Origin of the sequence: Vibrio brasiliensis LMG 20546 (genome assembly GCF_000189255.1) — a bacterium.
GTDB classification, from domain to species: Bacteria; Pseudomonadota; Gammaproteobacteria; order Enterobacterales; family Vibrionaceae; genus Vibrio; species Vibrio brasiliensis.
Window position 1 is genome coordinate 1 of the sequence record NZ_AEVS01000055.1, and the last position, 13,749, is coordinate 13,749.

The window sequence follows — 13,749 nt, forward strand, 5'->3', positions numbered from 1 at the left end:
CTTCTCGCTTCTCGCTTCTCGCTTCTCGCTTCTCGCTTCTCGCTTCTCGCTTCTCGCTTCTCGCTTCTCGCTTTAAATCCCATCTCGCTCAATCGGACAGCTCATACAGCGAGCGCCGCCGCGTCCGCGACCAAGCTCGTTGCCCGGAATAGTCAGAACTTCGATGCCTGCTTTGTCGTATTTCTCATTGGTGTAAACATTACGCTCATAACCAATCACGACACCTGGTTTAACCGTTAGTACGTTGTTTGCGTCATTCCACTGCTCGCGTTCGGCTTCGTAGCTGTCACCACCTGTGGTGATGATCTTAAGGTAATCGAGCCCAAGAGCCTGCTCAATAGCGTGGATAAAGCTAGGTACCTTCTCCACCTTCATATCGCCGTCATCTTTAGGGGTCAGACGCCAAGTGTTGAGATCCTTACGCATGATCTCTGGGTAGACTGAGAAGGTATCGATATCCATATGCGTCATGACTGTATCAAGATGCATACAAGAGCGGTGCTTCGGCAGTTCAATCGCGATCACTTCTTTTGCCTGACCATGCTTAAACAGGTTCGCTGCGAGATTTTCAACGCCCTGTGCAGTAGTACGCTCAGACATACCAATCAGAACTGCACCTTTACCAATAACCAGAACGTCACCGCCTTCAATGTTAGCGTTGTCGTAGTGAAGATCTTCATCACCAAAGTATTTAATGAAGTCCTGACCCGCGAACACAGGGTGCCAGCGATAAATCGCGCGCAAATGGTTAGTTTCACGTTGGCGTGCTGGTTTCATCATTGGGTTAAGAGAAACGCCACCGTAGACCCAGCATGAGGTATCACGAGTAAATAGGTGGTTTGGCAGAGGTTCGATCACAAAGTCCAGCGGACGATGCATACGCGGCAGCATAGAGGCTGACTGGATAGGAAGCTCTGAATAAGCTAAGCCGCCTAGCAGTACTGTTGCTAAGTGCTCGTTGTCCATATCTGAAAGATAGTTACGTAAGTCCTTGGCAAAAGTCGGACCGTAACGGAAATCAGAAATTTGAGTGTTAAGTAACCAGGTCTTAGCTTCTTCTACAGCTAGGGTTTCTACAAGTAAGTCGTGTAGCAGTAGAACTTCTACTCCCTGAGAGGTTAGCGTTTGGGCAAATTTATCATGCTCTTCCCCTGCTGCTTCTACAGCGAGAACGTCATCAAATAGTAGTTCATGACAGTTTGATGGGGTGAGGTGTGTGAGTGCTCGTTCCGGACGGTTTAACAGTACTCGTCTTAATTGACCAACTTCTGAGCCTACGTACAACTTACTCATTTTGTATCCTTACATTTAATTTCAGAGCGTATTTATGACAAGTTTGTTATAAACATGCAAGTTATGAAACTGGTCTAAAATGCCTGATAAAACTTATTTGTTAGGTGTTTATGTTGTATTTATATTTATTTTTGGCGCTTTAATTTGTTGTTGGGGTTGGGATAGGAGGCTGAAAGAGTGCGTTGCTATGCGTTATCCTCAGTTGGTATAAATGCGGATTATTTGACCTGCAAAGCATAGCTATTCACATTTCCGGTAATGGGATCTGATTGGCTATGTTTTTATGCAAACTGGATAGGAGTGTGGATATGCAGCAAGGGGTCATAAAAACGCATAAAGGACTTAATGCTGAGTTTAGTCGTCGACAGATAGATAATTCTGAATCAACCAAATGATAAAAAATTGTTAATTTGCAATCTTGTGAGGTCGATCTTACTTGAACCTGATGTGCTAACAGCAGAAAGATCTGGATCCTGCCATATTCCGGGTAGTAATTTTTTCGGATCCATGCGATATTTCGTCGCTGTTAATTACGATCAACTTTGTCACTATCTGGAGCACGAAATATGTCTCACGAAGATGAATATCTATCTGTCGAAGAATTAATTGAGATTCAAAAGGAAGAGACTCGCGGAATCATTCAAGCCTTATTAGAAGATGGCAGTGATCCAGATGCCCTGTACGAGATCGAGCACCATCTTTTTGCAGAAGACTTTAACACGCTGGAAAAAGCAGTCGTTGAAGCGTTCAAGATGGGTTTTGAAGTTCTTGAAGCAGAAGAAACAGAAGACGAAGATGGCAACAAGCTACTATGCTGCGATGCGACAATGGAATCAGCGTTAAATGCTGAAGCTATTGATGCTCAGGTTGAAAAACTGGTTCATCTGGCTGAGAAGTACGACATCATTTACGATGGATGGGGTACTTACTATGAAGGTGAAGACGCACTTTACCCAGAAGAAGATGACGACGAAGAGTAATCTCTGACTCATCAAAGAATACAAAATACCAGCCGCTCGGCTGGTATTTTCGTTTTGTCGCAAAGGGTTTATATCTTTTGTCTGTAGATTAGCATTATAATCAGGCAACTTTGATCTAGGACAAGATTTACAGCTATGGAACTCTCACTTGCGGGCCTTTGGCAAGTATCACCACTGACTGACTTATCCATCCCACAGGATGACATCACTTTTCCTGCACCCTTAAGTCAGGTATTGCCTGACAGCTTGTCTGAACAAGAGATTGCAGAACAGGAATGGCACTTGATGCATGATATCGAGGTGGATGAAGCCATGCTTGCGTTTCCATCTGTTGATCTGATCATTGGTGGCGTCGATTATCATGCCGAAGTGCGAGTGAATGGTGTTGCCGTATTCGACTGCGATAAATCGCAACCTGTTTATAAAAAAGATATTCGTCCCTATCTGCAGATGGGTCGTAACCGATTTGAAATCCTGTTTCTTCAGGATGAAGATGACTGGTTGCTGGATGAAGAAGAGAGTAATGACCTTTGCCATCTGGGAAGCGCTGACTATCAAAGCCAAGATGAGCGTATCGGAATCTGGCAAGTACCTTATCTACAGTTCATCCGCAATGTTCGCCTGGAGCATGTTACTACAGAGCAAATCTGGCACCACGGTGGCGGCTGTGAATTTATGGTCGATCTTCACTATACCACTTACTCTCCAGGGTTAGTTTCAGCATCGGTTAAGTTCAACGGTATGACTTACCATCTGCCTATCGATGTTCGTGATAACCATGCTAGTGCATTATTTCAGATCGAAGCACCTATTTATGCCGATAGTGTTGAACCGAAACTGGAGGATCTTTACCTGTTAGAGGTTTCTTTGGATGGCCAAACCCAACGTTTTCACATTGGGCTCAGTAAAGATATGTGTGTTTCCCACTATCCACTTTAAGCGTGGCTGCACTGCCATTGAAGTGTGGTTTCTTGCTTACGTAACCACACTTTCTCATGGAAGTAGTAAGCAAAGGTATTAATGGTAGGTTCAATCGCTGCCATGATACCGCCAACAAACGCATCTCCAGTCATTAAATACACCACGCCAAATGCAACACTGAAGTGAACAATCGCAAAGCTGGTGGTTTTCACTTTTGCTGAGCGGGCCAGAGATTGTAGAGCCCGGCTTTTTTGCCAGATTCGTTCGTGAAAGTAGAAAGCGACTGTGTTTACCGATGGTTCGATCATGGCGATCAAGCTACCGATGAGAAGATCACCCGTCAGTAGGTACGCCACTGTAAATGCAATCGTAAAGTGAAGTGATGCGAATGTTAGTGTCTTTTTCATCTTGGTAGCTCATGTTGTTTTCTATAGGAGCTATTATTGATAACTATTCGCATTAAATAAATTTGCTTGATTCGATACTTTCAATAGATAAAACCTATTAAAAAAGGGTGCGATAATCGCACCCTTTTTGCATCCATAACGACAATGATCAGCCTTGTGGCTTAACGACCAAAACGTTGATTGGTGAGTTCTGTACCACTTTACTTGCTACTGAACCAAGTACCACCTTATCTATTTTCGAACGCTTGTGGCTTGGCATAACGATAAGGTCTGCGCCTAGCTTTTCAGCAAAATCGAGAATAGTTGAGTAAGGCTTACCTTCTGCTACATGCACCTTGTAAACAACATCTTCTTCAATGTTCTCTACTGCGAACTCTTTAAGCTGAGCTTCAACGTCGGCTTTCATTTTTAGTGCAGCATCTTTAGGGAAGTAGCTAGCCACCATCGACATATGAATACCAGGCAGTACATTCAAAAGGTGAACAACCGCGTTTGAATGTTTTGCATGCCAGACGGCAAGCTCAACAGCCTTATCAGAAAAGCCTTTATCATTTAGATCGACGGGAACAAGAATTTGCTTATACATTGTTATTTCTCTTCATTATCACCGATTAAAACAGATCAATGCGGTGGTTTAATGCATCCTTAGTTTAAGTGTAGCCCCACAATCTAAAGTGGGGCTGACTAAGTTACGCGCTCAGTTGTTCCTTTCGAGCTCGTCGTTTCTGGTTGAAAGCAAGGCCGAACAAAATGAGCAGTGCAGGTACGAAAACCCACTCTTTCATTGGACGATCTGCTTTAGTTACTACTGAACTGATTTCCCAGTCGAAGTCGACACCAGCCGCTTCCGCAGGACTACCAAATTCAACCATATCTACAACCATACGGTCATCGACTTCATTAAGCATCAGACCCATTGAAGCGATACGTTCATCTGCAGTTGTTGCATTGTCTTCAAATGGAAGGCGTACCGTCTTCGAAATGAAATCACCTTCAAGGTTTTCACCAGCAACGATCAGTTCAATACTTTCGCCCACATGCAGAGTTTCGGTAACCTGCGCAATCTCAGTTCCAGGGTAAAGTACTTTTGCTGGGTAGATTTGATCCCACCAGAAACCCGGGCGGAAGAATGTAAATGTAAGAACCAGCAGTAGAACCGTTTCCCACCATTTGTTCTTAGTGAACCACCAACCCTGAGTTGCAGCTGAGAATATCAGCATTGCTATCACAGACGATATGATCGTAAGCAATAAATGCCACCAACTATCAATGCCCATCAACAATAGTTGAGTATTGAAGATAAACATAAATGGCAAGATTGCAGTCCGGATATCGTAGGTGAAACCCTGGATACCAGTGCGGATAGGATCTGACTTAGCAATAGCCGCAGCGGCGAAAGCTGCCAGACCTACAGGTGGCGTATCATCTGCCAGAATACCGAAGTAGAACACGAACAGGTGAACGGCAATCAGAGGAATGATTAAACCACTCTGTGCACCAAGAGTTACGATTACTGGCGCCATCAGAGTTGATACAACAATGTAGTTTGCTGTGGTTGGCAGACCCATACCCAGGATCAAACTAATTACTGCAGTAAATAGCAGCATTAGAATGATGTTACCGCCAGAGATAAACTCGACGAAGTCTGTCATCACAAGGCCGATACCTGTTAGCGTTACGACGCCAACAACTGTACCTGCTGCAGCTGTCGCAACACCGATACCGATCATGTTACGCGCACCAGAAACCAAACTCTCAGCCAGATCAACGAAGCCATCTTTAGTCTGCTCTGCAATAGAACCTTGCTTAGACAGGATCGCGATAAGTGGACGTTGAGTGATCAAAATAAAGATCATGAACACCGTTGCCCAGAACGCAGAAAGGCCTGGCGAGAAGCGCTCAACGGTCAGACACCAAACTAACACTACGATAGGTAGTAGGTAGTGCAGACCTGACTTAATGGTTGGACCCGGGTCCGGAACTTCTGTCAGCTCAGCATCAATCTCGATAGCGCCTTCTTTAGCGTATTTAGCTGAAACGTTTACCAGCGCTACATAAGCGACTAGTAGGGCAACCGTCACGATTGGGGTTGCAGCTTCGCCGAATACATCTTTAGTCCAGCCTACACCGTAGTAGACCGCAGCACTGATAATACAAAGGCCTAAAATCGTCCCTGTGAAAGAGAGTAGGCTTTGGATGAATTTAGGAGTATGACGACGAGGCAGACCTGTCATACCAGCCTTACAAGCTTCAAGGTGAACAATGTAGATTAGAGCGATGTATGAGATCAGAGCAGGAAGAATGGCTGCTTTAATCACTTCAACATACGAAATGCCCACATACTCAACCATTAGAAACGCAGCCGCACCCATGATCGGTGGTGTCAGCTGACCGTTGGTTGAAGCCGCTACTTCAACAGCGCCTGCTTTAGTGCCTGGGAAGCCAACGCGCTTCATCAAAGGAATAGTGAAAGTACCTGTTGTTACTACGTTGGCAATGGATGAACCAGATACCAAACCAGACAGACCTGAAGCGACGACTGCTGCCTTAGCCGGACCGCCTTTCATATGACCAAGCAGAGAGAAGGCCACTTTAATAAAGTATGCACCGGCACCTGCACGTTCTAGCATCGCGCCAAACAGTACAAACAGGAATACGAATGAGGTTGAAACGCCCAGTGCGACACCGAATACACCTTCAGTCGTTAACCATAGGTGTGACATGGCTTTGTTAAGGCTGGCACCTTTGTGAGCAATAACGTCTGGCATGTGAGGGCCGCCAAAGGTGTAGAGCAGGAATACGGCTGCTACTACCATCAGTGGTGGACCAAGCGCACGACGGGTTGCTTCTAGCAGTAGCAGCATACCAGACACTGCAATGACAATATCAAATGTCGTTGGCGCACCTGAGCGGTTAGCGAGCTCAGTATAGAAAATATAGATGTAGGCAGCTGAGAAACTACCTGCCAACGCGAGTAACCAGTCGACGACAGGAATGCGGTCACGCGGCGAATTCTTCATTGCTGGGTAGGCTGTAAACGCAAGGAAAACAGCGAACATCAAATGGATAGATCGTGCTTCAGTATCGTTGAGTACGCCAAAATCGAAAATGAACGGCAGAGGGGATGCGTACCAAAGTTGGAATAGCGACCAACATAGCGGCACAAACCAAAGGATGCGTCCTGAGAGTCCAGAAGGAGCACGCGCACCAGTATCGGATTGAGCTACCATTTCTTGCACATCTTGAGACGGAGTTGTTGTCTTCGACATGTACTTAATCCTTATTATAAATGGTCCGTATATTTATGATTATGAGAACCTTTATTTAGCATCTTTCATTGTAGTGAAAAGATGAAATATTGCTCAGTAGTTTGGTTTCTTAGGTATAAAACGGGGCAGAGTTTCAAGATGGTGAAACTCAAAGATAGAGTCTAGTGCTGAGACTAGTTCGAGTATTAACCAAGGAGGCATGTGCCCCCTTGGTCATCAAAGAGTGCTTACTTAAGTAGGCCGATCTCTTTGTAGTACTTCTCCGCACCTGGGTGTAGAGGGATAGAAAGACCAGCTTGAACCATGTCTTCTTTCTTCAGGTTAGCAAACGCAGGGTGTAGGCGTTTGAACGTGTCGAAGTTTTCGAATACAGATTTTGCAACGTTGTAAGCCACTTCATCTGAAACTGCTGTTGAAGTAACCATAGTTGCCGCAACACCAAAGCTGTTTACGTCTTTGTCTGTACCACGGTACATGCCAGCAGGAACTGTGCTGTATGCGTAGTAAGGGTTGTTTGCAACGATTTCATCGATTTTTGCACCAGTTGCAGAAACTAGTTTCGCATCACATGAAGTTGTTGCTTCTTTGATAGATCCATTCGGATGGCCAACTACGTAAACGAACGCGTCAATCTTGTTGTCACAAAGAGCTTGTGAACGCTCAGAACCTTTAAGTTCAGAAGCTAGTTTGAAGTCTTCGTTAGTCCAGCCCATTGCTTCCATTACAACACCCATAGTTGCACGGTCACCAGAGCCTGGGTTACCAATGTTTACACGCTTGCCTTTAAGGTCAGAAACGTTGTCGATACCAGCATCGCTACGCGCGATGATGTTGAACGGTTCTGTGTGTAGAGAGAATACCGCACGTAGTTCTTTGTACGGGCCTTGCTCAGCAAACTTACTTGTACCGTTGTAGCCGTGGTACTGCCAGTCAGACTGAACGATACCGAAGTCTAGTTCACCTGCTCGCATAGTGTTTACGTTGTAAATCGAACCACCAGTTGATTCTACAGAACAACGGATGTTGTGCTCTTTACGACCTTTGTTAACTAGCTTACAGATAGCACCACCAGTTGGGTAGTAAACACCTGTTACAGAGCCAGTACCGATAGTGATGAACTCTTGAGCGTTAACTGCGCCAGCGCCCATAACAGCGGCTGCAATCGCACCAACTTTAATAAGTTTGTTCAATGCCATGAATTTCCCTTCCTTTATTCATTATTAACCCTAAGCAAGTGTAGTTGCTGTGGGAGTTTCCTATTAACGGAAACGGCATCTTTTTCAATCCGTATGTTGAAAAAGCGGCTGAATAATATCAAAAAATTGGCACATAATTACACGATTGTTAAAAAATATAGACAATTAGCCTAGTTGTTTGAACAATTTGTAGTGATTGTTTAATGATTAAACCCTTTGAAAATCATAAGGTTATATTGAGCATTAAACTAAAGTATGATTTATTTAAGATGTGATCTGAATCACGCCGCTAAATTGGCGGCGCGATTTATATTTTGGCGATTTATATGAAACTAGCCAGTGTATTCAAATAGGTCACACACAGAGGCAAAAAGTTGTTCAGTAGTGATGGATAACGTTGGCGTAATGAAAATAGTATCGTCGCCAGCAACAACACCTAAAATACCTTCCGCTTTGCCAAGAGAGTCTAGTAGACGCGCGATTAATTGCGCTGCCCCTGGGCCTGTATGGATAACAACTAGCGCGTTGTTATGGTCGATATCCAGGACAAGTTCACGCAGAGAGCTTGAAACTGTCGGTACGCCAAGCTCTGCTGGAAGGCAATATACCATTTCCATTTTTGCATTGCGGGTACGTACAGCACCAAACTTGGTCAGCATACGTGAGACTTTCGATTGGTTGATATTCTCAAACCCTTCGTTTTTAAGAGCTTCCACAATATCGCCTTGGGAGCCAAAACGTTCTTCTTTTAGCAGGGCTTTGAAAGCGCGAACGAGGTTATCTTGTTTTTCTGAATGGCGCATGGTTCTCTTTCTATGTTGGTAATGATAAAAAGCAAGTGAATATTCTCGCATAGCTATGCACATTGTGCCAACGGTAAGCCTGAATTCTGTCTAGCATATCACTGTAAACATTGCGGCTAATAGGGTGGAAAAAGTCGCTTAAATCTTTGTCATCAAAGGCAAAGGAGATCATAATAGCCGCAACGCGTGTAGCACGCTTTTGTCGGATTGCGCAAGGTCGCAAAGCTGACGTTAATTGATTGTAATCAGGTTGTGATTGGTTTAGCTTGAACGCAGCTGATTTTAAATCGCCCTACAAAACAATATAAGAGAATCTTCTCAAGGAGAACTACGATGAAAGTAGCTGTTATTGGTGCCGCTGGTGGCATCGGTCAAGCCCTAGCCCTTCTACTTAAAAACCGTCTTCCTGCTGGTTCAGATCTAGCTCTATACGACATTGCACCTGTTACTCCAGGTGTTGCTGCTGATCTTAGCCACATCCCAACTCCAGTATCTATCAAAGGTTATGCTGGTGAAGATCCAACGCCTGCACTAGAAGGTGCAGATGTTGTCCTGATCTCTGCAGGTGTTGCACGTAAGCCGGGTATGGATCGTGCGGATCTATTTAACGTAAACGCAGGCATCGTTAAGTCTCTTGCTCAACGCATCGCGGACGTTTGTCCTAAAGCAATGGTTGGTATCATTACTAACCCAGTTAACACTACAGTGCCAATCGCAGCGGAAGTTCTTAAGCAAGCGGGTGTTTACGACAAGCGTCGCCTATTCGGTGTAACAACACTTGACGTTATTCGTTCAGAAACATTCGTTGCTGATCTAAAAGACAAAGATCCAGGCGAAGTACGTGTACCAGTTATTGGTGGTCACTCTGGCGTAACTATTCTTCCTCTACTTTCTCAGGTTGAAGGTGTTGAGTTTACTGCTGAAGAAGTTGAAGCTCTGACTAAGCGTATCCAAAACGCGGGTACTGAAGTTGTTGAAGCTAAAGCGGGTGGCGGTAGTGCAACTCTATCGATGGGTCAGGCGGCATGTCGCTTTGGTCTTGCTCTTGTTAAAGCACTTCAAGGTGAAGAAGTTGTTGAGTACGCATACGTTGAAGGTGACGGCGAGCACGCACCATTCTTCGCTCAGCCAGTTAAACTAGGCAAAGACGGCGTAGAAGAAATCCTAAGCTATGGTGAGCTAAGTGATTTCGAAAAATCTGCACTAGACGGTATGCTTGAAACACTTAACGGTGACATCCAGACTGGTGTTGACTTCGTTAACAAGTAATCCGAATTAAATGATTAAAAGCCGACTTTCGAGTCGGCTTTTTTGATCCTTTCTCATTTCCTGCTGTACTTAGTAATTAACAGAGGAGAGAAAAGATGGATATTAGTGAGCTAGAAAAAGGAATGTTGGTCGAATGCCGCCAGGGGATAGGCACTGTACTTGAAGTGGACGAAAGTGCGCATGCGGTTGTCATAGAAGAAAGAGTGTCGCACCAGAAATTTGAGGTCGATATTGACGATTTAATGGATGACCCACAACTTCATATTGGTTGTGATCGTTATTACTGAGAACAAATAAAAAAGCGAGCTCTAGAGCTCGCTTTTTTAAATGAAACTGCGTCGATTATTTACGAACGGCAATCGCTTCGATTTCGATGCCTACATCTTTAGGTAGACGTGCTACTTCTACACATGAACGTGCAGGGTAGTTTGCAACATTGTGCTCATCGAAGAACTTACCGTAAACTTCGTTTACTGTGCCGAAGTCGTTTAGATCTTTTACGAATACTGTCAGCTTCACGATGTCTGTTACAGACAGACCAGAAGACTCAACTACCGCTTTTACGTTTTCTAGAGACTGACGAGCTTGTTCTGCGATGTCAGCTGATACTTCACCTGTCGCTGGATTTACTGGGATTTGGCCAGAAGTCAGTACCATGTTGCCTAGGTCAACACCTTGTACGTATGGGCCGATAGCTGCAGGCGCTGATTCAGTATGAAGTACTTTAGTCATTGTTATATTCCATCTTTTTAGGGTTACTGGAAGAGAACTCAGTTTGCCGCGAATTACGTGCTTCGTAAAGGTAAAAATCCCCGCTTGAGGCAAGCGGGGACAAATTCTTACTTTGTGTTAACGGAGCAGTATCAGTTAGCGCTCGGTAACAATCTCACGCGAGAACACTTTCTCACAGTACTTACACTTAAGACGAATATCCTCTTTCTTCTCAAATACTTTAAAGCTGCTTTCCACTGGTTCACCGTGGGTAATACAGTTCGTATTTGGGCATTCAAAGACGTTATTGACCTGCTCAGGTAGTTCTAAAGGAAGTTTCTTAACGACCTCGTAGTCTTCAATCTGGTTAACTGTTGCGTGAGGGGCATACAGTGCAAGTTTGCTCGCTTGCTCTTCAGTAATAAACACATTTTCAATCTTCAGCAGATCTTTGTGGCCCAGCGCCGATGAAGGCAGATTTAAGCCTACAGTTACGCGTTGCTGTGATTTGTGCATTGAGAACAGCTTGAGTACTTTGATGCCAATTTGTGCCGGGATATGGTCGATAACCGTGCCGTTCTTAATTGCTTCAACCTGCAATTGAGTTTCTTTGTTCATGATTTCTCTCCTCGATTACAGTGTTTCATTAAGTACTAGTGCAAGTAGAGCCTGACGTGCGTAGACGCCATTTTCTGCCTGCTCAAAGTAGTAAGCGTGGGGTGTTTTATCGACATCTACAGTAATTTCATCGACACGCGGCAGCGGGTGAAGAACCTTAAGATTGTCACGCGCACCTTCAAGCATTGCTGCTGTCAGGATGTATGCTGATTTAATATGAGCGTATTCTGATTCGTCAAAGCGCTCTTTCTGTACACGAGTCATGTAAAGAACGTCGAGGTCTGGGATTACGCTTTCCATATCTGTGTGCAGGCTATATTGAATGCCTGCTTCGTCTAACTCTTCACAGATGTAATCTGGCATTGCTAGCGCTTCAGGTGCGATAAAGAAGAAGCGTACATTGTTGAACTTAGCCAGAGCCTGAGTCAGGGAGTGAACAGTACGTCCGTATTTCAAATCACCAACGAAGGCGACGTTAAGTTCATCCAGGCGTCCCTGTGTCTCAGCGATAGAGAACAGGTCAAGCAAGGTTTGAGTAGGGTGCTGGTTGGCACCGTCACCACCGTTAATTACAGGTACGCCGTTTGAAAACTCAGAGGCCAGACGGGCAGCGCCTTCCTGTGGATGGCGCATGACGAAAGCGTCGACGTATGAAGAGATAACCTGAACAGAGTCCGCCAGAGTTTCGCCTTTCTTAGCCAGTGAAGTGTTACCGCCATTATCGAAACCAATCACATCGCCACCAATACGCTGGATAGCAGTTTCAAACGATAGGCGAGTACGGGTTGATGGTTCGAAGAAGCAGCTGGCAACAACTTTGTTCTTAATTAACTCAGGTTGAGGCTTAGCCTTCAGCTCTCCCGCCGTTTTGACAATCAATTCCAGCTCTGCACGTGAAAGCTCAGGAATTGAGATAATATGCTTGTTAAAAAGCGTGTTTGTCATAATCATCTTCCCAGTCATGAATTTTAGGCACAAAAAAGCCCCCCATTAAGGGAGGCTTTAGAAATCGGTGAAAATAGAAAAAACTAATCCCAGTAAGCATGTTGGCTTACTCAGTGTAATACGCTTTGTAGAGCACGAATTACGTGGCATTGTTTTACTATCTCCAGACAAATTGCCGAGCATTATACGCTGAAGAATGGTGAACGCAAGCGATTACATCGACGGTTTTTGTGTCGATTATTCTTCGCGATCAGCTACCAAGTGTGGCGACCATCACAGCTTTAATCGTGTGCATACGGTTCTCCGCCTCATCAAAGACAATTGAATGCTCAGACTCAAACACTTCTTCAGTCACTTCGAGACCGTTCATACCATACTTTTCTGCGACTTCTTTACCTACAGTGGTTTCATCATTATGGAAAGCAGGCAAACAGTGCATGAATTTAACCTGTGGATTGCCAGTCTTAGCTATGACGTCCATATTCACTTGATATGGTGTCATCATAGCGACACGTTCATCCCATGCTTCAGGTGCTTCGCCCATTGAGACCCAAACATCGGTGTATAGGTAGTCACAACCTTTAACGCCCTCTTCGACGTTTTCAGTTAGCGTAATTTTCGCCCCTGTCTGCTTAGCGATTTGCTGGCAGGTTGAAACCAACTCTTCTTCTGGCCAGAACGCTTTCGGAGCGACAAGTCGTATATCCATGCCCATTTTTGCAGCGCCAACCAGCAAAGAGTTACCCATGTTGTTGCGTGCATCACCAAGGTAGGCGAATTTGATTTCATGGAGTTGTTTCCCGCGGCCATGCTCTAGCATGGTCAGGAAATCTGCGAGGATTTGAGTCGGGTGGAATTCATCAGTCAGACCATTCCAAACCGGAACTCCCGCGTATTGACCCAGCTCTTCAACGATAGGTTGACCAAAACCACGGTACTCAATGCCATCGTACATGCGGCCAAGAACACGAGCGGTATCTTTCATCGATTCTTTATGACCGATCTGAGAACCAGAAGGACCGATATACGAAACCTGCGCACCTTGATCAAAGGCTGCTACTTCAAATGCGCATCGGGTACGAGTTGAGGCTTTTTCAAAGATCAGAGCGATGTTTTTACCGACCAGTTTTTTCTGTTCGGTTCCCGCGTATTTAGCTTTCTTCAGATCCGCAGAGAGATCGAGTAGAAACTGAATTTCTTTGGGAGTGAAATCGAGTAGCTTAAGGAAATTTCTGTTACGTAGATTAAAGGCCATGCTCCAGTCCTGAATGTTCATTCTATTAATGGAGTTAGTTAAACATATTTAGCTATTGTTTGTGAATAATTATTTTAAATAA

General features: G+C 44.7%; 14 protein-coding genes. 4 read left to right on the forward strand and 10 right to left on the reverse strand.

Annotated features, from left to right (window positions below; all coding sequences use genetic code 11):
• Window positions 1-72: 72 nt before the first annotated feature.
• Window positions 73-1,293, reverse strand: a complete 1,221-nt coding sequence (arcA, locus tag RH46_RS09415) for an arginine deiminase (RefSeq protein WP_006879195.1) — start codon at window positions 1,291-1,293, stop codon at window positions 73-75.
• Window positions 1,294-1,859: 566 nt separating this feature from the next.
• On the opposite strand from arcA, the gene rraB reads away from it, so the two are divergent.
• Together rraB and RH46_RS09425 are read left to right on the forward strand one after the other, a co-directional pair.
• Window positions 1,860-2,273, forward strand: a complete 414-nt coding sequence (rraB, locus tag RH46_RS09420) for a ribonuclease E inhibitor RraB (RefSeq protein WP_006879196.1) — start codon at window positions 1,860-1,862, stop codon at window positions 2,271-2,273.
• Between the two features lie 135 nt (window positions 2,274-2,408).
• Window positions 2,409-3,212, forward strand: a complete 804-nt coding sequence (locus tag RH46_RS09425; RefSeq protein WP_006879197.1) for a glycosyl hydrolase 2 galactose-binding domain-containing protein — start codon at window positions 2,409-2,411, stop codon at window positions 3,210-3,212.
• Here the strand turns inward: RH46_RS09425 and RH46_RS09430 are convergent.
• From RH46_RS09430 to argR, 5 genes are all read right to left on the reverse strand, one after another.
• Window positions 3,209-3,601, reverse strand: coding sequence for a DUF2061 domain-containing protein (locus RH46_RS09430; RefSeq protein WP_006879198.1), 393 nt, complete (start codon window positions 3,599-3,601; stop codon window positions 3,209-3,211). The genes RH46_RS09425 and RH46_RS09430 overlap by 4 nt on opposite strands.
• A gap of 148 nt (window positions 3,602-3,749) precedes the next feature.
• The gene (locus RH46_RS09435; protein WP_006879200.1) at window positions 3,750-4,187 is read right to left on the reverse strand and encodes a universal stress protein; all 438 of its coding nucleotides are present in this window, start codon (window positions 4,185-4,187) and stop codon (window positions 3,750-3,752) included.
• Window positions 4,188-4,290: 103 nt separating this feature from the next.
• The gene (locus RH46_RS09440) at window positions 4,291-6,870 is read right to left on the reverse strand and encodes a TRAP transporter permease (RefSeq protein ID WP_006879201.1); all 2,580 of its coding nucleotides are present in this window, start codon (window positions 6,868-6,870) and stop codon (window positions 4,291-4,293) included.
• A gap of 227 nt (window positions 6,871-7,097) precedes the next feature.
• A complete protein-coding gene (locus RH46_RS09445) occupies window positions 7,098-8,066 on the reverse strand; it encodes a TAXI family TRAP transporter solute-binding subunit (protein ID WP_006879202.1) in 969 nt (322 codons plus the stop codon).
• A gap of 332 nt (window positions 8,067-8,398) precedes the next feature.
• Complete coding sequence (argR, locus tag RH46_RS09450) at window positions 8,399-8,869, reverse strand: transcriptional regulator ArgR (RefSeq protein WP_004747246.1); 471 nt, start codon at window positions 8,867-8,869, stop codon at window positions 8,399-8,401.
• Between the two features lie 333 nt (window positions 8,870-9,202).
• On the opposite strand from argR, the gene mdh reads away from it, so the two are divergent.
• Complete coding sequence (gene mdh / locus RH46_RS09455) at window positions 9,203-10,138, forward strand: malate dehydrogenase (RefSeq protein ID WP_006879205.1); 936 nt, start codon at window positions 9,203-9,205, stop codon at window positions 10,136-10,138.
• A 95-nt stretch (window positions 10,139-10,233) separates the two neighbouring features.
• On the forward strand, window positions 10,234-10,425 hold the full coding sequence (locus tag RH46_RS09460; RefSeq protein WP_006879206.1) for a hypothetical protein: 192 nt from the start codon (window positions 10,234-10,236) through the stop codon (window positions 10,423-10,425).
• Between the two features lie 55 nt (window positions 10,426-10,480).
• Here RH46_RS09460 and RH46_RS09465 read toward each other — a convergent pair whose 3' ends face one another.
• The 4 genes from RH46_RS09465 to RH46_RS09480 all read right to left on the reverse strand — a co-directional run bounded on the left by RH46_RS09465 (window position 10,481) and on the right by RH46_RS09480 (window position 13,667).
• A complete protein-coding gene (locus RH46_RS09465) occupies window positions 10,481-10,870 on the reverse strand; it encodes a RidA family protein (protein ID WP_006879207.1) in 390 nt (129 codons plus the stop codon).
• A 135-nt stretch (window positions 10,871-11,005) separates the two neighbouring features.
• The gene (gene pyrI / locus RH46_RS09470) at window positions 11,006-11,467 is read right to left on the reverse strand and encodes an aspartate carbamoyltransferase regulatory subunit (RefSeq protein WP_006879208.1); all 462 of its coding nucleotides are present in this window, start codon (window positions 11,465-11,467) and stop codon (window positions 11,006-11,008) included.
• Between the two features lie 15 nt (window positions 11,468-11,482).
• Window positions 11,483-12,412, reverse strand: a complete 930-nt coding sequence (pyrB, locus tag RH46_RS09475) for an aspartate carbamoyltransferase (protein WP_006879209.1) — start codon at window positions 12,410-12,412, stop codon at window positions 11,483-11,485.
• A gap of 250 nt (window positions 12,413-12,662) precedes the next feature.
• Complete coding sequence (locus tag RH46_RS09480; protein ID WP_006879210.1) at window positions 12,663-13,667, reverse strand: ornithine carbamoyltransferase; 1,005 nt, start codon at window positions 13,665-13,667, stop codon at window positions 12,663-12,665.
• Window positions 13,668-13,749 lie beyond the last annotated feature (82 nt).